Raw genomic sequence first — 18,694 nt, forward strand, 5'->3', positions numbered from 1 at the left:
TTTATTGAAAAATGTGAATGTTGAAAAGTTGACTATTTGCTTAATTGCATCACTTTATCGAGCAACGGCGGTAATCCATTCTCCAATATTTTATCGTTATCCCAAAAGCTCATCACGCAGCTCACATAATTGTCTCTTACTTTATCGGCAACATAATACGCGATTAGCGTTTTGCCTCCAGATGTTTTTACCGCTAAATTGGTAAGCCCTGTGAAGCCATAAACCACTTTTAATGCGGTTGTTGGTGTGTTTTCAAAAATGACTTTTACCTCCGTCTTGGAAATAATTTTTAAACCTTTTCTCAATCCAGTTACAGTCAGTTGATTTTGAATCGCCTTTGTTGCACTTTGCAGTGTTTGGTGTAACGACCAATTCATTTCTCCTAAATAAGGACACTGAACGGTGTTTACATTGGTCCAATAGCAGCTGTTACTCAACTGAATTTTTCTGCCAGCAAAATCAATGCTGTCAATTTGATTGTCTTCAAAAACATTGGGAAGTAATTTATCTTCTACAATGAGGTTAATAAGTTCCCGCTCAAATTGCTGGTTAGGGGTATCAAAATAGGTGAAGCAAATTACAGTAGTCAGTTTTTGTTTATCCTCTATAAAATAATACGACGAAATTGCATGTAAACTATCAGATATTTTTTCGCGTTTAGTGATATGTACATTATTATAAGCCAGGCTATCATCTTTCGATTTGAGATCGTCGTTTGTAATGGAATATTTCCGGTATGCAAATTTTAAATCTTTATCTGTAAAGGGACTGGTAAAAGTTTGGCTGGTGAAATCAATTCCGTCTATGTTATAATAAGTTACAGATCTGTTTTTAACAGCTTTAAGTCTTTTTAAGTAATTGTTTTTCTCTTGAGATAATGCAACAAAAGGTATTATTAGGAGCAATATAATATATGCTTTTGTCATCTTGTAAATATTTTATTAAAGATAAGAATTCGAAATGGTTTATCTCTGCTGATTATTTTATTATCGATTTTAGTTCATTTCTGTATTCTGATGCACTTTTCCCTGTAAACTCATGGAAAATTTTATTGAAGTGACTAAAGTTATTGAAGCCACTCTCTAAAGAAATGGCGGTAATGCTAATGTGTTTTTCGGCCAAAAGCTTAGATGCATGTACAACGCGATATTCATTTACAAAACGGGTAAACGTTTTCTTAGTAATTTTTTTGAAATAGCGACAAAAAGAGGGTACCGTCATTGCCGACATTTCTGCCACATCTTCCAGGTTAATTTGTTCCTGGAAATGATCTTTAACATGATTGAATATCATATTGATTCGATCGTTATCCTGAATTTGCATTTCCATTGCAAAGCCCGAAGCATTCAAAATGGTTAAATCTTTCGATCCATCCAGCGTTTTTAAAACGGAGAGCAGTGTAACCAGTTTTTCAAATGGTTGTTGATCTTCCATAGCTTCTATATGAACACCAACAGCCTTTTTGGTTTTCTCACCGAAGGCGATGCCGCCCTTTGCTTTTATAAATAAGTCTCTTAAGAATTTATTCTCTTGTAGCTCAAGAAATTGCTGGCCTAAAAAATCGGCTTTGAACTGGATGACGGTTTCGTTTTTGTTTCCCGTATTATTATCCGTAAAACCGCAATGTGGCAGGTTACTGCCTACTAAAATCAAGTCGCCATCGGTATAATAAGAAACGTGACTACCAATTTGTCGCTTCCCCGAACCTCCGTTTACAAACACCATTTCTATTTCAGGGTGATAATGCCACACATGTGCTTTGTTATTTTCATTTTCCACATATTTGGAATAGTAAAATGAACTTCCAAAGGATGGTTCGACAACTTCAAAGCTTGGTTTTAAAGTTTTCATGACAATTTGATGTTAATTCTGGGTTAAATAATGTGCTTAATTGATGGTTTTCTATAAAATTAATTATAATGAGGGTAATTTTACATATATATCTGAAAATATAGCGTAATTTCTGTGTGTTTTCTTGAAGTAATTTAGCAGTATAAAATAATTGTACACACATTAAATGATTTAGTTATGAAAAAGTTCTTTAAAATCGGTTTAATTGCTGCCTTGTCATTCACTGTTTCGATTGCGCAAGCAAATGACAATGAATTTTCTTTAAAAGTTAAAAACGAAAAGCAGAAATCAATAAGTTTCTTAATGAGAAACAATAAAGAATTCAGCTTTTCTGTTTTTTCTGAGAATAATGACTTACTTTTTGATCAGAAGTTTAAAGGAACAGCTGGATTAACTAAAACATATGACTTAAATGCACTTCCTGAGGGGAATTATACGCTTAAAGTTGAGTCGGGCACTACAGTGGCAGAATATGCAGTTAAAATAGCATATGATAAAGCTCAAATTTTGACCAGCAAAATAACAGAGGTGATCAAGCCTAAAATTACCAAGGTAAAAGATTTAATTACGCTTGATTATCAGGTTAAAGATAATATGCCAATTGAGGTTGCCGTATTTAACGAGCGTAATGATGAACTTTATTCTCAAATTTTCAAAGATAGATCGAAACTGATCAAAAAATTTAACATCGGTAAAGCTGATGGAGACTCTCTAACATTTGTTGTAAAACATAACAATGAGTCGTTTACAAATACAATACAAACTCGCTAAAACAAACAACCAAACAAACTAATCAGGGAGATACTCACAGTATCTCCTTTTTTGTTTTCATAGCCTTTTAGTTCGAAGTGTATTATTCTTTATTTTTGTTTGACAATAGATTACTAAGCGGCTATTTTTGGATATGGACAATGAATTTTCTGATTACAAAGGTGCTGCAGTAGTATCAACGTTTGATCAATTAATTAACTCAGATTTTCAGGGCATAAAAAATGCAATCTGCTGGTACAGAAATTTAACTGGAGATTTTGTTGAGATAGTATCAAAGCTACAATTGGAGGGCAACTTGACAGAAGTTTCTTTAGAAACAATTAAATCGTTGGAGCTTTCCGAAGAGGGAAGTAGGGCAAGGGAGATTATTATAAATGACTTCAACTTATTAACGGCTTGTGGTGCATTGCCTTCACTTAATTTGATTAAAAATTACGAACGCGATGAAGAGTTGGATTTCATTTCAACAGATGTTTATTCATTCCATGTAGATCGCTCACCCGTTGGTATTAATACTTATTTATGTACATATTATGGTGCGACCAGTGAAATTGTGGCTAATGGTGAAGCAGAGCAAAAGATTTTAATTCCCGAAATTCGGCAGAAACTTAAAGCTATATATGATGGACCAGAGGAAGAATTTGAAACTTTTTTGATTGAAAATTATTTTGATTTGCACTATCAGCCTAAACCAAATGCGCAGCCACTAAGCCTCGGGCTAGGTCATATCTGGAGGTTAGCAGTAGATCATCCTGAAAAACCAGTTCCGCCGTGTATTCATCGGGCACCTGTAGAGAAAGATGGTGAATTTAGATTGCTAATGATTTGCTGAAAAGGACGTAAGGATAAGGAAGCTAAATCAGTCTAATTTTGTATTTAATGATTAAGAATATACTCCAGACTTCCGACTCTTTCTTATTAATTTTTTCTGCTCAATCATTTGATTTTAAGAAATATATTGCTACTTTTGCAACCCCGTAATATACCTCGGGATTAAAAAATTAAAAACATAATTTATAACAATGAATCAGTACGAAACTGTTATCGTTCTAACCCCATTGTTATCTGAAGAGGCTGCAAAAGAGGCATTAGCTAAATTTAAAGCAGTTCTTGTTGATAACGGTGCCGAAATTATCCAAGAGGATAATTGGGGTTTGAGAAAATTAGCGTATCCAATTGAGAAAAAATCAAACGGATTCTTCAATTTAACTGAATACAAAGCTTCAGGAGATTTGATCGCAAAATTAGAGCTTCAATTAAAACGCGATGAGCGTGTGTTACGTTTCTTAACTATCCGTTTAGACAAACACGCTGTTGCTTACAATGAGAAAAAACGTAGTGGTGCGTTTAACAAAAAAACTAAGGAGGTTGCAGCGTAATGGCAAGAGAACAAATTCAATACGTTACTGCCCCTAAAGTAGAGGATAACCGTAAAAAATATTGCCGTTTCAAGAAAAACGGAATTAAATACATCGATTACAAGGATGCAAACTTCTTGTTGAAATTTATTAACGATCAAGGTAAATTGTTACCAAGACGCCTTACTGGTACTTCGTTAAAATTCCAACGTAAAGTTGCTCAAGCTGTTAAACGTGCTCGTCACATCGGTTTGTTACCATTCGTTGCAGATCAATTAAAATAGGAGGCTCAGAGATATGGAAATTATTTTAAAACAAGATATTAAAGGCCTTGGTGAGAAAGATGATGTAGTAAATGTAAAAAACGGTTATGGCCGTAACTACTTAATCCCTCAAGGTTTTGGCGCTTTAGCTACTTCTTCTGCTAAAAAAGTTTTAGCTGAAAACTTAAAGCAAGCTGCTTTTAAACAAGATAAAATTAAGAAAGATGCTGAAGGTATTGCTGAGCGTTTAACTGCTGTTAAACTTTCTATCGGTGCTAAAGCTGGCGAAAGCGGAAAAATCTTTGGAGCGGTTAACACGATCCAAATCGCTGAAGCATTAAAAACACAAGGTTTTGATGTTGATCGTCGTCGTATTACTTTCGAAACTGAACCTAAATTTGTTGGCGAATACGTTGCTAACTTAAACTTACACAAAGAAGTTAAAGTTCAGGTTCCTTTTGAAGTAATCGCTGAATAAGCATTCTTAAACGAGTCATAGAAAAGTCCTTTCAGTTTTCTGAGGGCACTGAAAAAGTAGACATAAATTGGTCTTCAAACTCAACAGCGGATGAATAGCTTTTAAAAGTTGTTCATCCGCTTTCTTTTTTGAGACATTTCAGTTTCTTATTTGATAACGTACATTCCATTCGATATGGAGAGCTGGAGCAAACTGTTAGTTTGATCTATAGAATTATATAGATTATTATCCTTTTTTTCAAAATTTGAGAATTCTCTTAAGATTAACCACAAATATCGCAAGTGCACCTTGCATTCTCATGTTTTCCAGGCCATAGGAATTTGCTCTGTCATATCCATGAACATTTTTCAATTCACTATTTTTTGCTTCAATTTTATATCTATGTCTTGATTTTTCCCTGAAGTACTCGCTTTGCTGGAATATTTCCTGTTCTTTATGCTCATCTGGCTTTATTGAAACCGAGTACGTTCTGCTTTTAGCTTCTGCCTTGTAGCAGCCATCTCTTAGCGGGCATGTTTTACATTTTTCGACGTCGAAATAATAGGTCATTGCCTGGTTTCTCCTGTCTACCTTTCTGCCCTGTACCCGTTTGTACATAGCCAGGTGCCCTGCAGGACATACGAACATATCGGCATCTTTGTTATAATCAAACTTTTCTTCCTCTTTTCTTGCGCCATGGGTAATGGCAGGGTTCATCCTGGCAACTATCCTTAACTTATTTCCCTTCACATCACAGAGCTTGAGATTGTTCTTCCCGGCATAAGCTGCATCGCCTATGATGGTATCCACCACCATTCCGTTTGCCTGGGCCTGGTTCAACAGTTTTGGTAGTTCAGGCCCGTCTCCTTTCTCTGCTGATGTGACAACAGCAGCCGTTATAATACGCTCCTCTGTCATTGCCAAATGAGTTTTGTAGCCAAAAAAGCTGCTGTCGGCTGTTTTGTGGCCAGTCCTAGCATCCATATCTTTGGATATTGTATAATTCTCCCGGGTGTCTTCAATTGTTTCCTTTAACAGGTTCAGTTTCTCCTTTACTGCAGGGATCTCACTTAGTGTTTCATCAGACTCGATAAGTTTTTGCAGTTCGCTAGAGTATTCTATTTCCCTTAGGATATCGTTTGATTCATTCTTCTGGGGCATCCGGGTTTTGAAATCATCATCCATTGAATATACTGCTCTTCGAAGCAACTTCGAACGTTGTCTTAATACCTCAATAGGTGAATATGGGTTGGATCTGGAAAGTGAATGCGTAGCATCGACAATGATGGATTTGGATTTTATAATACCCTTCTCTAGGGCTAAAGAAACGGTTTTTCCAATCAACAGGTTTAAGAGATCCATATCCTTAAGACGAAGCTTTCGGAACTTGGTCAGCGAGCTTGGATTGATCACGTCTTCTTCAGGGGACATCTCCAGAAAATATTTAAAGGACATATCATAGCGGGAACGATCCACGACATCAACATCAGAAATGGTATAGATGTCTTCAATAACAAATATTTGAACATGCGCACCGGACTCTCAGCATTACGGCCATTGTCCGGGCAGTATTTGCCTATTAGCTCATCATAGATAAAGCTAAAATCTATTAGCTCATTAATCTTGCGAAGTAAATTCTCCTTAGGAATAATCAGGTCATAAAGCCTGGAAAACTCGCTAAACTGGATTTTTTGTTGTTGAAGAAGCATCTTAAAGGCAGTAATTATATAACTATAAAATACAAAAAAAGGAGCAGAAAAACTAATTTTCTACTCCTTTTATCCTTTTTAAAAAGGGACTTTTTCAGTGCCCTCAGTTTTCTGAAAGGACTTTTTTCGTTAATATAAAATTTAAAAAGAAGGGTTAGAATTGGATGTTAGACTTTGATTTTCACTTATCCATTTTCCATTTTCTTTTTCCTATTTTCTCCTCCTCAGTTACAACCTATCCTTTTGGCGTTGTTGGCCTGATTTCGATCTTACTTGGTAAAGTTCTTGCTGGCATGGCCAATAAATCGACAATCAACTTACCCATATCCTCTGGCTGGATTTTCCAGGAATCGTTTTCTGCATCTGGATGATGATCGTTAAAATGCGTGGCTACCGATCCTGGCATAATCGTACTCACTTTTACGCCGTACTTTCTTAAATCGAGCATAACCGATTGTGTAAAACCAGTTAAACCAAACTTACTGGCATTATATGCAGCACCGCCGGCAAAAAAGTTAGTTCCAGCTAAGCTAGAAATGGTAAAAATACTACCTTGAGATTTTTTAATTTCCTCTACACTGGCTTTTATACTGTAGAAAACGCCTGTTAAGTTGGTATCGATGATGTCTTGCCAATCTTCTATCGCCAGTTCATCAATAGGTGCAAAGCTACCCACACCGGCATTTGCAATTAGTGCATCCAATTGTCCCCATTTTTCTATTACCAAATTCACAGCCCCAGCTTGCGACTGATAATTTTTAACATCTGCCTCAATGGCGAGTACATCACCAAATTCAACAAGCTTGGCTGCAGCATCATTTGCAGCAGCTATTGTTCTGCTCGTAATGGCTACCTTGTATCCGTTTTTTAGAAGTGCCTCGGCAATACCGAAACCTATACCTTTACTTCCTCCTGTAATTAATGCAACTTTCATATTTTCTAAACGCAAAAAGGGTAGAAATGTTTATTTCCTTCGTTCAGCCTCTAGCTTCAAAATTTCGATATCTTTAAAATCTACCGGTTGTCCTTCACTCTGCAATGCGATGAACCCTTGTTGTAGTCGTTTTCCATCTATCTTTATTCTTGGGTTAAAGCCATTTGCAACGCCGCCACCAATTTGCGGCTTGCTATACTGAAGCACAGTATCGCCGTTGATGATATGTTTTACCAACGAATCGCCCAATACGATAAGCTCTGCCGAAACCCATTGGTCTCCATCGTAGGTTTTTGATTTGGAATCAAGGCAGTGGCCATCGTATAATTTGCCATTATAAATAATTTCCGTTCCTGGTGAACACATGTTTCCTGTCGGACGCGGCTTCCCATCACTTAAGCCACCCAAAAACTGCATCTCTACCGAGATAGGCCAATCCTGTTCTTTAAGCATAGTGGCAGGGTCTTGTGAATGAAACATGATGCCACTATTTCGTAACGTATAACTTGGTGCCCCTTTGTGTAAATCGCCAACAAAACGGTATTTCAGTTTCAAGTGATAATTGGAAAAAGGCGTTTTGTAGTAAAGATGACCAAACTGATCATTAAAATCACCGTATTGATCATATCTTACCTTGATTATTCCGCTGTCCACCCTAAACGTATTTCCGAAATTTACATTGTAATCGTGGTGATGAATTTTTACATTCCAATCTTTTATGTCTTTTCCATTAAATAGAGATATCCATTTCTCTTGATGCTGATCAGCATTTTTAATGCTGCTACAACTCAAAAACATCACGGCAGTAAGAAGAAAAAGTGTGGTTCTTATGTTAGTCATTGTAAATTCTTGTTTTTAGCAGGCTCCATATTTCTGAGGATGAAAGATAAGAAATGATTGATCGATAGCAAGGGGAACATATTTACAGTTGCTAAATAAAAATCGCCTCCATTACAAAACTGCTTTTTATTACCTTTGATGCATGGCTAAATCGCGTTCTACAAAAACGAAAACTAAACGTCCTTTACTTAAAAAGATTACCAATATTGCTACAAAGGTTTTTTTGTATTTCTTGATGGTTTCGGTACTCTGGGTTTTAGCCTACCGTTTTATAAACCCACCAATAACGCTGCTAATGGTTTTACGGAATATTGAACGCAAATCTGACGGAAAGCCTTTTAAGACAGAGAAAGAGTGGGTCGATTTTGAAGATATGTCTGATAACATGAAAAGGGCAGCGGTGTCTGCAGAAGATCAGCTGTTTTTAAAACATATTGGATTCGATGTTAAAGCAATAGAGAAAGCTTTTGCTGCCAATGCAAAAAGTAAAAAGGTAAAGGGGGGAAGCACGATCTCGCAACAAACAGCAAAAAATGTGTTCTTATGGCCGGGAAGATCGTGGATGAGGAAAGGTTTCGAAGCTTATTTTACGCTCCTAATCGAATTATTTTGGAGCAAAGAGCGGATTTTGGAAGTTTACCTAAACGTAATTGAAATGGGCGATGGTATTTACGGAGCGGAAGCCGCTGCCCAAGCTTATTATGGCAAATCTTGTCATAAGCTAACCAAAGCTCAAGCCGCACTTATTGCTGCTTGTTTTCCAAACCCAATAAGATGGACACCCAAAAACCCAACCCGCTATATCAGGCACCGACAATATTTAATTTTGAGAAATATGAATAGGTTGGGCCCGCTTGATTTTTAGTCCGTAGTTCCAAATCTTTAGTGTTCAGTCTATAGTTCAATAAATAGCATTAAAGACTCACGACTAATCATGATCCTTATTCCATCTAATTTTTATTCCACCTTTATCGTCGTCTATCGCTTTTAAGTGTAATACGATACCTTTCATTCTGGCCTCACGTTTTTCCTGCCTGGTTAAGTTTTCATCGCCTTTAGGATTGCGAAGCGGAATATCCAATTCTACGTTGGTACCAGTGCCAAGTGCATAAATTCCTTTTACGTTAAAATTCATGGCGCTGGAGTTGATCTGCATTGGGCTAATATCTACTTTATCGCCACGGATATTTAAGGTGCCGTCAAGATTTTTAATTTCAACATTTGACAGGTTTCTGTTAGCGAAGGCAAACTTTCCGACTTTAACCATAGGATCGAAATTAACAAGAGCTGCATTGCTTAAATTAAAAACCACTTTTCCATTTATGGAGCGGGGTAAAATTTTTGCAGAATGAGAAATCTTTCCTGCAATATTTACTGTGGATGATAAATAGCCTTTCAGATTTTTATTCGTGATCGTTTTCTGGCCGAAATTATCAAAGGAATAAAAAAAATCTTTCACACTTACATGGCTAATTTTTGAATTGATTTTGAAGCTATTTGAACCTGGCTGCTGAATGACACTTCCGTTTAATGAAAGCGTTCCGCCAGCATGGGCTACACTAATTTTATTAAAATAGATTCCTTCGCCTCTTAACGAGATATCAGCAATTAGGTTTTTGGCTAAAAATTTTTCGTAAATCGCTTTATCTACCCGAAGGTTCATGTTCATTTTAGAAAGTTCCAAAACATTACTTAATTGTTTTGATGCTGCTTTCATTGAGTTGCTAGACGGAGATTTCTTTTTGGTACGTGGACCTAAAAATGGCAGAAACTCGTTTAAATACAGTTGTGGACTGTGCATTTTAAGATTCACCAAAATTTTATCAGGATCGGTATAGTAAAGTTTAGCAAAGTTCTCAATGCTACAACTCACATTTAAAATGCTTTTACCCAGTTGGAAACGGCCATTTTGGATAGATAAATCGTTTTGATTGAAATTGATATTCAATGCACTTTTTACTAAGTGAAGTTTTCGAGGAATATATAGAATATCAGCATTTGCAATATTTATCTTTCCTGATACCACGGGTTTCGTAAACCTAAAATTGTCTATGTCGGCTTTGCAATATAGGCGCAAATCTGCAGTACCTTGTTTGAATTCAAAATCTTGTGTACCTAATGAATTATTCAGATTTGTGAGCGGAAACTGCGAAGTAACCAATCCTGTAGCGATGGGCCGCGATAAATTGGTCACTGTAAATGTATCTATTTTTAGGGGGGCATTATAATATTTAGCCGTTAAGCGGTGAAACTTAATGGCCGAATTTTCATCGCCAATAATGCCTCCAACAGTATCCTGGTTGGTAAATGATCCGTCGAAGTTTGCTGAAGTTAATTGTCCTGCAGGAATCGAAATTACATTATCTCTCACGGTAATCCCGACTTTAATTAAAGGGTCGCCGAATTTACCTGACCCATCATCCACTATATTTCCTCTGATATCAATAGGTTTCTCAATGCCAAACTTCAACAACTTCGAAGAAATATTGGGCGATAGCAACATCGCCACATCCTTAAATAAAATATCATCAACGGCAATGCTAATGGCAAATGCTGATTTATCTAATTCTATTTTAGCACCGATTTTGAATGGATGACCACCAATTTTCAACACTTCGGGATCAAGAATTACGGCATCCATATCCCTGCTATAATGTGCTGAAAGCGTTCCTTCTAGCGATTTGTCTTTCAAGAAACTTCCTTTCCGGGTATTGAAGGCAAAACTATTTACCTGTGTTTTGAGCTTAATTTTGCCAGTCCAGCCACTATCAGGATATTGCATCCTGCCCTGGATTTGGTTGATGTTAAAGTTAAAGAGCTTATGTCTTTTTTGGTTATCAATAATGAGGGAAACTCTATTGAAATCGATTTTTTTAACGGCAAGATCTGGCGATTTTGATGGCGATTCATTATCCTCAACTGCTTTTTTCTTTTTGAAAATGCTGGTATTACTATATCCTGTCGAATCTGTATAAAGATAAATAGATGCATCATTAATCGCGATCTGGTTGATGTTAACATTCCCTACAATTAAGGAAAGTACATTTAATGAAACATCAATATCCTGAGCTTTTAATAGATTATGCTTGTGCTGAATCCATAAACTATCGCGTAGCAATACGCCATTTAAAGAAACAGAAACCCCTGGAAAACTTTTCAGCAAGGTCGGCTCCATGCCTGTAGCTGTAATCTGGCCATTCAAGTTTTTATTTAACTGAGCCAATATCGTACTTAAAACTTCCTTTTTATTTCTACTGATGTAAAATGCAGCAGCCAACCAGGTTATAATTACCAAAATAATTAACCCTGATAGAATACCTAAAGAAATTTTGAGCCAGCGTTTCATAAACATGATTGGTTTGAAGCAATATAATGTTTTTTAACGCATAATTGTTTTAGCCTAACTGAAAATAAATAGGCTTAAAAGGTGTAAGTGAAAGCATTAGCTCCCTATTCTTTTAAAAAGAAAAACTATAGCAAATGTGCAAACACCGTTGAATGCCAACTTTGTTTAAATGGTACTTCCCATTTGGTTTCCAGTTCTGCTAATGTTTGTACCATGTTATTAAACACAATAGTATCTGGAGTGATTTGTTTAATATTGACCAAAGTTTCAAAGTCTTCTTTACTGTTCACGATTACTTCATCGCCAACTTTGTAGGCCATATTAAAACGGTTAAAAAGATCAACATTGAATTCTTGTTCAATTTCCTTTATTAATCTTACAGAGCTGTCAATAGAGCAACCGGTAACATTTGCTTGTGACTCATCAACAGTTAGGATAATAAAAAAACCATATCTAACCTCAGCTTTAGCAAGCAATTCATTTCCATGCGCCTTCCACTGGTTGGTAAACGAAGCCAGCTTACTTAAAATGTCACTTTGCTCAGCGGGCGTAAATTTGCGATTGCTTTGGTAGACCCAAACTCGTGATTGTGGAGAAAAACTCATATACAAATTTAGTATTTTAATTAAATTGGTGTGTTTAAAACGTCATCCCCATGAAAAAGTTTACAATCGGCTTGAAAATAGTGCTTGTTTCAGCGCTATGTACGTTATTTTGTGCTTTTTCCGATCCCGAATCTATTGAACAATACGTGGGATATTTACAAAAATCGCTAACAGATCATTACGATTTTAGTCAGGAAAGTAACCAGATAAAGCGCTATGAACTCAATATTACTAACAATGGTTTCTGCCGCTACAAGCGATATTTTAACAATGGAAAAACAGAATACTTTGCTTTCAAGTTGGCAAAATTTAAGGATATGGATTACCTGGGCAATGCGACTTCGGGTAAGTTATTTTTACGCACAAAAGGCGATGACGTAATCGTTCAAACTTATAAGGATAGGGGTGGAGATGTAGATTCAATGGCTACTCAGGTAGCTATTCCGCTTAAAAATATTGAGCCGGAAGAACTGAATCTGATCAGGGAAAATTTCACGAAGATTAGCCCTCAAACTCCCAACTAGTAAATCTCCTACAATCGCCTTGAATAAACGTTCGCAAGGCGATGTTTGCTTTAGGGGTTTAAAGACCATTTGCCCTTACCGTAATCTCAGCAATATCTAACACTTTAACTTCTTGTTCTTTGTCTTTTAGTTTTACACCATCACTTAACATTGTCATACAGAATGGACATCCCGCTGCGATAAACTGAGGATTGGTCTCCAATGCTTCATCAATGCGTTCTACATTGATATCTTTTTTGCCTTTTTCAGGTTCTTTAAACATTTGTGCGCCACCCGCTCCACAACAAAGTCCATTGCTTTTGCACCGTTTCATTTCCACAAGTTGGGCATCTAACACTTCTAATGCTTTTCTCGGCGCCTCGTAAATTCCATTTCCACGACCCAAATAACAAGGATCGTGATACGTTATTTTTTTGCCTTTGAAACTTTCTCCACCTTCAGCTTTTAGTTTGCCTTCATTTATTAAATCCTGAATCAATTGGGTGTGGTGAATAACTTCGTATGTTCCACCTAAACCTGGATATTCATTTTTAATCGTATTGAAACAGTGCGGGCAGCCTGTGACTATCTTTTTAATATTATAAGCGTTCAGCACCTCAATGTTAGTCATCGCCTGCATTTGAAAAAGAAATTCGTTTCCTGCTCTCTTTGCCGGATCTCCTGTGCAGCCTTCTTCGGTGCCCAAAACTGCATATTTGATTCCCACATGATGTAAAATTTTACAAATATCGCGGGTAATTTTTTGTGCTCTTTCATCGTAACTCCCAGCGCAGCCCACCCAAAATAATATTTCTGGTTCTTCGCCAGCGGCCATTAACTCGGCCATTGTAGGTACTTTAAATTCCATGTTTTAAGTATCAAGTATTTAGTATCAAGTCACAAGACTTGAATTACTAATTTTTTGTTTTCAGTAATTTAATTAACGCACTTAAACCATTAAAAGTTCCAGTGTAATAGTCATCCTTTTTGAAATACGGGATGATCGTATTCTCAATAATTTCTTTCGTTTCCCGATCAGAAATTAGCTTTTCTATTCCATATCCATTCACAATTCTTATCTGTCGATGCAATTTGGAAAAGGCAAATAAAATTCCATTATCCTTCACTTTCTCTCCAACACCCCATTGATTTGCAATCTTTAAAGCAAGATCATTAAACTTTTTTTTGCTCGTCATAAGCGAGTCAACGGTTACAATTGCAATCTGGATGCTAGATTCTTCCATAAAATTTACAATTGTGCTATCCAGCGAAGCAATCTGTTTTGGAGTAAAATCTTGTTCATAATCATTAACCCAACCTTTTGGTTTGGGTATGCTGTCCCAAAACTGTTTTCTATAATTTTCTACACTTTCTTTTGATAATTCTGTCTTTACTTGCGCTTCTGCTTTTGCAGTACATATTAGCGTAATCAATAAAACGAAAATATGAAAGATCCTAAACTTCATTCTCAAATTAATTTCATTCATTTGCCCAATTGAAACGATCTGCCGGAGAATATTTCCATGGCGCCTGGTTATTTTCGATATTGCCAAGCATGGCATTGATGCTTGCAGGCGCCTGAGATTCTTCCATTACTGCATATCGACGCAATTCGGTTATAATTTGTAGTGGATCGATATTTACAGGGCAGGCCTCTACGCAAGCATTACAGCTGGTGCATGCCCAAATTTCTTCCCTGGTGATATAATCGTCTAGTAAAGCCTTTCCATCTTGATGTTCAGGGCCATTCTTATCCATGTTTTTTCCGATTTCTTCAATTCGATCACGGGTATCCATCATAATTTTCCGTGGCGATAAAAGCTTACCGGTAATATTTGCAGGGCAAACCGATGTGCAGCGCCCACATTCAGTACAGGTGTAAGCATTCATTATATTTACCCAGGTAAGATCTGTAGCGTCTTTTGCCCCAAACTTACCAGCCTCTGTTTCTGCAGGAACAAACGAAGGATCCAGCATGGCTTTTACCTCGTTCGTAACAGATGCCATATTGGTGAATTCCCCCTTCGGTTCTAAATTTGAAAAGTACGTATTTGGGAAAGCAAATAAAATATGGAAGTGTTTTGAGTATGGCAAATAATTCAAGAAAGCCAGAATACCGATGATGTGAAACCACCAGCAACCACGTTCAATCATAACTAATGCGCCTTCACTTGAGGGTAACAAATTCATCAAATATTTGCTTACAGGGAAAGAGCCAGCAACTGTATAATGATTGGCACCCAGTATTTGTAATTTTGCATCAGCAGCATTCATCAGGAGAAACGCACTCATTAGTAAAATTTCCACAATGAGAATATAGTTCGCGTCTGATTTTGGCCAATTGGTCATTTCTACACCTTTGAAACGCTTTAATTTTAAAACGTTTCTACGAATAAGAAAAATAACACAGGATACCCAAACCGTTAAGGCTAGGATTTCAAAAGAGCCGATTAAAAAATTGTAGAGACCACCTAAGCCATTAAAGATTCGATGTGTTCCGAAAAGGCCATCAATCATGATTTCCAACACCTCAATGTTGATGATGATGAAGCCAATGTAGACAAAAAAGTGAAGGAATGCAGGGATTGGGCGTACCACCATTTTCGATTGTCCGAATGCAACACGAAGCATCGTCATTAACCTTTTTTGAGGCTGATCGCTTCTATCAGCAGATTTTCCTAAGCGGATATTGCGAATAATTTTGCGAAAATTAAAGGTAAACAGCGCAATTGCTGCAAGGGTTATTACTAGAAATAGGATCTGAGCCACCATGCAATATTATATTGTTTATGCTAAATTATGATATTAATCGAAATAAATTACTATGCATGCATAAAAAAAGTATAAAAATTTTTAGTTTGTATTCATTCTAAGCCATGCATTCATGCGTTTTTTGGTTGCTAAAAATTTAATTAATTGATTATCAGAGTTCAACTAAAATAATGAGAAAAAAGTTTTGCTTTTGGGAAAAGAACACTACATTTGTGCCTCCAAAACGGGTTATTTCATTGTAAATTATCCTAATGTAGGAGGTGCCATAGCTCAGTCGGTAGAGCAAAGGACTGAAAATCCTTGTGTCCCTGGTTCGAATCCAGGTGGCACCACTTCCAAAAGCCTTTCAGAGATGACAGGCTTTTTTGATAAAAAGATTCTCTGCGATGGGGAAATAAATTAAATTGGGTTGTTGCATTTGAAGAAAAGAATACTACATTTGCATTCCTAAACGAATGGTGCCATAGCTCAGTCGGTAGAGCAAAGGACTGAAAATCCTTGTGTCCCTGGTTCGAATCCAGGTGGCACCACAAAAAAGCCTTTAGATGAAAATCTAAAGGCTCTCGTTTTTTATCAGGTTTCGATGTGATCTTTTGCACTTCCTTCGGCCAAGTCTTTAACATTTTGTAAGGCTTTAGGCCAGGTTTCCTCAAAATAGCCTTTCCATTCGTCTATGATACCCATGTCTATCTTCAGCTCAGTTTTTCCGTCTTTTTCGCTAAGCGAATAATTTTCTAAAGGTTCTCCCCAGTCTTTAAGTTCCTCTTTACCATCTTTCACTTCGCCTAAATGTTTAATAGACATAAATTTGTTAGGGATATTGTCTTCAATAACAGCAAGCATTCCGTTTCCCGTTCCATCACCAAATATTGCTTTGCTGCCTTTTTGCCAATCGGTTTCTACTGAAGAATTTTCTGCAAAGGCTACAGTCCATTTTGGATAGGTATCCCCACCAAAAAGTACATTCCATACCTTTTCTGCGCTGGCATTAATTTCCGTTTTGAATTCAATCTTTTCCATATTATCTGAATTTTAATTAAGCGTTTTCCAGCAATGTTACCCAGGCATTAACCGCTTTTTTCAATCCATCAGCATGCTTTTCTACGTCTTCCATATTGTAAAATTTAGCATAAGCTTTGCCCTTAGTCTGTTCTTCCAACAAACCAAAATCATCATTAAAAAGTGATGCCTTGTGAAATATTACAATAACATATTTTTTGATTTTTGGATTTATCGTTGCCATATCGCCTTTGAAGCTAAAACTCGGTCCGCCCCATTTTATACTGCTTTCAATTTTAGGGTTGGCATTTTGTATAATCGTGATCACTTTAACCATTTCCTTTTTTAAAGGATGATCGATTGTATCAATCACCTGCTGTATTTTATCGTTCATCATTAAAAGTTCTATATTCAAATATGAGAACATGAAAATTTAAAGTTGCGGTGTAATAGCGACATTTTTCGGGTGTGATTTAAGAATTTCCTGAGTCAACCATTTTATAAACAGAAATAAAATTGTTTCCTGATAAAAAAGTAGCATAAAAAAACTCCCTTCATTATTTGAAGGGAGTTTCTTGTTTAAAGCAATATCTTGCTGCTAATATCTTTGTTGATGGTGATGTAACCAGGATATTTGACTGGCGTATTGCCAAGCATAAAAGTCGGTTTGATTTTTATCGTTAATAATCCCAACTTCTCATCTTTTGAAGAAGACCCTTTTTGAGCAGCCTTCACAATATCATTGAAAACATTTCCATTTGAAACTAAACCATAAATGTTGCTGATCAATTGAACAGGTACAGTCACGGTTTGTCCTTGCGCAATGCTCACATTCTGGTTCACAATTCCTTCTGCCAAATCGGTGTTATTAACTAAAATTTTATATTCAAACTGGTTAATTGCCGCCAAATTCGCTGATGGATTTGTAATCTCCAGGTTTAGATTTGCTTTTAACGGAATATCTTTTCTTAATAAACCCAAAGCCACCCCAGGCAAGCTGGTTAAACTAAAACTTTGCTGATCAATTAATTTTTTAACATCGGAACCGGCAATGGTAATCTGTTGAACATTTGTTATTTTATAAGTACAGTCTTCCAGCGCCTTTATTTGTTGCGCCTGCCTGTTTATGCCGCAACTAAAAAGGGTAATAGTTACCAGGCAAAGCAATAGTGTGTTTTTCATGTTAATCATAACGCCAATTTAGGCAAACTATTTCAGGAACAACATTTCTTTAACTAAAATTAGCATTACGGACTTACCGTTTCAATGTCATCACGTTTATCATCCCGGTTGCTATCATCTTGTTTTTCAGTTGCCTCTTCTGTAGCCTCTTCGTTTTCGCTAATTTCTTCCTTGATGGATTGTTCGCTTTGATCAGCGGTTTCTGCGCTTTTTTCACCTTCAGTTACTGGTAATCCTTCACTTGCTGGTGCTTTACTTTCAGATCCAGTTTGCGCTGCTTCAGCACTTTTTTCAGCTGTATCTTCGGCGTCTTTAGGCTGTTCTTGCGCCTCATTGGTATTTTCATCTACAGGCTTTGATGGATCGACTTCTTCTTTATGGGCCGAGGGAACAACTGTTTCAATATCCAATTGAACATCATCTGTCGGTTTCGGCTGTGTATTTGTGTTTTCTTCCGTTGTTTTATCTTTTTCGTTTTCCATGGTAATATCTTTTCTTTATTAAATGAATTCGACCACAATTTTGTTTCAAATTTCTTCAATGCTTTAGTCTGCGATTTCTACCTTTGAGGAAAAAGCTATGGCTATTACATACCGAAAAATAGAGGAGCGGGACGACGAATCGCTTGCAGATTTAATTAGAAAAATATTTAGAGAGTTTAAGATTGATAAGCCAGGTACGGTTTATACTGATCCAACAACTGACCATTTATCAGCAGTTTTTACTGCAGCGCAATCTGTTTACTGGGTTGCTGAAGAAGATGGACAATTGCTGGGTGGCTGTGGCATTTATCCCACCGCTGGTTTGCCAGAAGGTTGTGTAGAGCTGGTGAAACTTTATGCATCGGCTGAAGCACGGGGTAAAGGCGTAGGGAAGGCATTGATGCAGAAAAGTATAGAATCTGCTCAACATTTCGGCTACAATGAAATTTATCTGGAGTCGTTTCCGGAATTAACAACCGCCATTTCGATGTATGAAAACACTGGCTTCAAGTATTTATCAGCACCACTGGGCAATTCTGGCCACTTTGCTTGCAACGTTTGGATGCTACTTGTACTTTGATAAAATTATCCTCGAAATAGCCAGTTGGGATAATTTTTCAGC

21 protein-coding genes, 2 tRNA genes and 1 pseudogene are annotated in these 18,694 nt (G+C 36.8%); 10 read left to right on the forward strand and 14 right to left on the reverse strand.

Going from position 1 to position 18,694, the window contains the following annotated elements; all coding sequences use genetic code 11:
- Positions 1-32: 32 nt before the first annotated feature.
- Positions 33-926, reverse strand: a complete 894-nt coding sequence (locus tag OQZ33_RS06735) for a hypothetical protein (protein ID WP_265798285.1) — start codon at positions 924-926, stop codon at positions 33-35.
- 52 nt (positions 927-978) lie between these two features.
- A complete protein-coding gene (locus tag OQZ33_RS06740; protein WP_265798286.1) occupies positions 979-1,851 on the reverse strand; it encodes an AraC family transcriptional regulator in 873 nt (290 codons plus the stop codon).
- Between the two features lie 177 nt (positions 1,852-2,028).
- Between OQZ33_RS06740 and OQZ33_RS06745 the strand changes: the two genes are divergently transcribed.
- The 5 genes from OQZ33_RS06745 (at position 2,029) to rplI (ending at position 4,721) form a co-directional block, all read left to right on the forward strand.
- Positions 2,029-2,622 (forward strand): hypothetical protein, encoded by a 594-nt coding sequence (locus OQZ33_RS06745; protein WP_265798287.1) that lies wholly within the window; start codon positions 2,029-2,031, stop codon positions 2,620-2,622.
- A 133-nt stretch (positions 2,623-2,755) separates the two neighbouring features.
- Positions 2,756-3,454, forward strand: a complete 699-nt coding sequence (locus OQZ33_RS06750; protein WP_265798288.1) for a DUF1826 domain-containing protein — start codon at positions 2,756-2,758, stop codon at positions 3,452-3,454.
- A 190-nt stretch (positions 3,455-3,644) separates the two neighbouring features.
- Positions 3,645-4,001 (forward strand): 30S ribosomal protein S6, encoded by a 357-nt coding sequence (rpsF, locus tag OQZ33_RS06755; protein ID WP_010599581.1) that lies wholly within the window; start codon positions 3,645-3,647, stop codon positions 3,999-4,001.
- Complete coding sequence (gene rpsR, locus OQZ33_RS06760; protein ID WP_010599582.1) at positions 4,001-4,264, forward strand: 30S ribosomal protein S18; 264 nt, start codon at positions 4,001-4,003, stop codon at positions 4,262-4,264. Before rpsF ends, rpsR begins: the two co-directional genes overlap by 1 nt.
- A gap of 13 nt (positions 4,265-4,277) precedes the next feature.
- The gene (gene rplI, locus OQZ33_RS06765; protein ID WP_265798289.1) at positions 4,278-4,721 is read left to right on the forward strand and encodes a 50S ribosomal protein L9; all 444 of its coding nucleotides are present in this window, start codon (positions 4,278-4,280) and stop codon (positions 4,719-4,721) included.
- 237 nt (positions 4,722-4,958) lie between these two features.
- Here rplI and OQZ33_RS06770 read toward each other — a convergent pair.
- The 3 genes and pseudogenes from OQZ33_RS06770 to OQZ33_RS06780 all read right to left on the reverse strand — a co-directional run bounded on the left by OQZ33_RS06770 (position 4,959) and on the right by OQZ33_RS06780 (position 8,183).
- A pseudogene (locus OQZ33_RS06770) lies at positions 4,959-6,409 on the reverse strand (IS1182 family transposase).
- 235 nt (positions 6,410-6,644) lie between these two features.
- Complete coding sequence (locus tag OQZ33_RS06775) at positions 6,645-7,343, reverse strand: SDR family oxidoreductase (protein ID WP_265798291.1); 699 nt, start codon at positions 7,341-7,343, stop codon at positions 6,645-6,647.
- Positions 7,344-7,373: 30 nt separating this feature from the next.
- Positions 7,374-8,183, reverse strand: coding sequence for a 3-keto-disaccharide hydrolase (locus OQZ33_RS06780; RefSeq protein ID WP_265798292.1), 810 nt, complete (start codon positions 8,181-8,183; stop codon positions 7,374-7,376).
- Positions 8,184-8,325: 142 nt separating this feature from the next.
- On the opposite strand from OQZ33_RS06780, the gene mtgA reads away from it, so the two are divergent.
- Entirely contained in the window at positions 8,326-9,048 is a 723-nt protein-coding gene (mtgA, locus tag OQZ33_RS06785) for a monofunctional biosynthetic peptidoglycan transglycosylase (RefSeq protein ID WP_265798293.1), read from the forward strand.
- A gap of 63 nt (positions 9,049-9,111) precedes the next feature.
- Here the strand turns inward: mtgA and OQZ33_RS06790 are convergent, their stop codons facing one another.
- A complete protein-coding gene (locus OQZ33_RS06790) occupies positions 9,112-11,529 on the reverse strand; it encodes an AsmA family protein (RefSeq protein WP_265798294.1) in 2,418 nt (805 codons plus the stop codon).
- A gap of 125 nt (positions 11,530-11,654) precedes the next feature.
- On the reverse strand, positions 11,655-12,134 hold the full coding sequence (locus OQZ33_RS06795; protein WP_265798295.1) for an ABC transporter ATPase: 480 nt from the start codon (positions 12,132-12,134) through the stop codon (positions 11,655-11,657).
- 50 nt (positions 12,135-12,184) lie between these two features.
- On the opposite strand from OQZ33_RS06795, the gene OQZ33_RS06800 reads away from it, so the two are divergent.
- On the forward strand, positions 12,185-12,658 hold the full coding sequence (locus tag OQZ33_RS06800) for a hypothetical protein (RefSeq protein ID WP_265798297.1): 474 nt from the start codon (positions 12,185-12,187) through the stop codon (positions 12,656-12,658).
- Positions 12,659-12,716: 58 nt separating this feature from the next.
- On the opposite strand, the gene OQZ33_RS06805 is transcribed toward OQZ33_RS06800, so the two are convergent.
- Genes OQZ33_RS06805 through OQZ33_RS06815 form a run of 3 tightly spaced genes read right to left on the reverse strand, consistent with a single transcriptional unit; the run spans position 12,717 to position 15,409 of the window.
- On the reverse strand, positions 12,717-13,505 hold the full coding sequence (locus OQZ33_RS06805) for a (Fe-S)-binding protein (RefSeq protein WP_056851773.1): 789 nt from the start codon (positions 13,503-13,505) through the stop codon (positions 12,717-12,719).
- A gap of 46 nt (positions 13,506-13,551) precedes the next feature.
- The gene (locus tag OQZ33_RS06810) at positions 13,552-14,103 is read right to left on the reverse strand and encodes a TPM domain-containing protein (RefSeq protein ID WP_265798298.1); all 552 of its coding nucleotides are present in this window, start codon (positions 14,101-14,103) and stop codon (positions 13,552-13,554) included.
- A gap of 13 nt (positions 14,104-14,116) precedes the next feature.
- A complete protein-coding gene (locus OQZ33_RS06815; RefSeq protein WP_265798299.1) occupies positions 14,117-15,409 on the reverse strand; it encodes a (Fe-S)-binding protein in 1,293 nt (430 codons plus the stop codon).
- A gap of 259 nt (positions 15,410-15,668) precedes the next feature.
- On the opposite strand from OQZ33_RS06815, the gene OQZ33_RS06820 reads away from it, so the two are divergent.
- Positions 15,669-15,741 (forward strand) — tRNA-Phe (locus OQZ33_RS06820).
- Positions 15,742-15,866: 125 nt separating this feature from the next.
- Positions 15,867-15,939, forward strand: a tRNA-Phe gene (locus OQZ33_RS06825).
- Positions 15,940-15,982: 43 nt separating this feature from the next.
- Here the strand turns inward: OQZ33_RS06825 and OQZ33_RS06830 are convergent.
- From OQZ33_RS06830 to OQZ33_RS06845, 4 genes are all read right to left on the reverse strand, one after another.
- A complete protein-coding gene (locus OQZ33_RS06830; protein WP_265798301.1) occupies positions 15,983-16,429 on the reverse strand; it encodes an SRPBCC domain-containing protein in 447 nt (148 codons plus the stop codon).
- Between the two features lie 16 nt (positions 16,430-16,445).
- Entirely contained in the window at positions 16,446-16,805 is a 360-nt protein-coding gene (locus tag OQZ33_RS06835; RefSeq protein ID WP_265798302.1) for a DUF1801 domain-containing protein, read from the reverse strand.
- Positions 16,806-16,987: 182 nt separating this feature from the next.
- The gene (locus OQZ33_RS06840; RefSeq protein WP_265798303.1) at positions 16,988-17,590 is read right to left on the reverse strand and encodes a hypothetical protein; all 603 of its coding nucleotides are present in this window, start codon (positions 17,588-17,590) and stop codon (positions 16,988-16,990) included.
- A gap of 65 nt (positions 17,591-17,655) precedes the next feature.
- Positions 17,656-18,072, reverse strand: a complete 417-nt coding sequence (locus tag OQZ33_RS06845) for a hypothetical protein (protein WP_265798304.1) — start codon at positions 18,070-18,072, stop codon at positions 17,656-17,658.
- 97 nt (positions 18,073-18,169) lie between these two features.
- On the opposite strand from OQZ33_RS06845, the gene OQZ33_RS06850 reads away from it, so the two are divergent.
- A complete protein-coding gene (locus OQZ33_RS06850; RefSeq protein ID WP_265798305.1) occupies positions 18,170-18,652 on the forward strand; it encodes a GNAT family N-acetyltransferase in 483 nt (160 codons plus the stop codon).
- Positions 18,653-18,694 lie beyond the last annotated feature (42 nt).

Origin of the sequence: Pedobacter sp. MC2016-05, assembly GCF_026239735.1 — a bacterium.
Classification (GTDB): domain Bacteria; phylum Bacteroidota; class Bacteroidia; order Sphingobacteriales; family Sphingobacteriaceae; genus Pedobacter.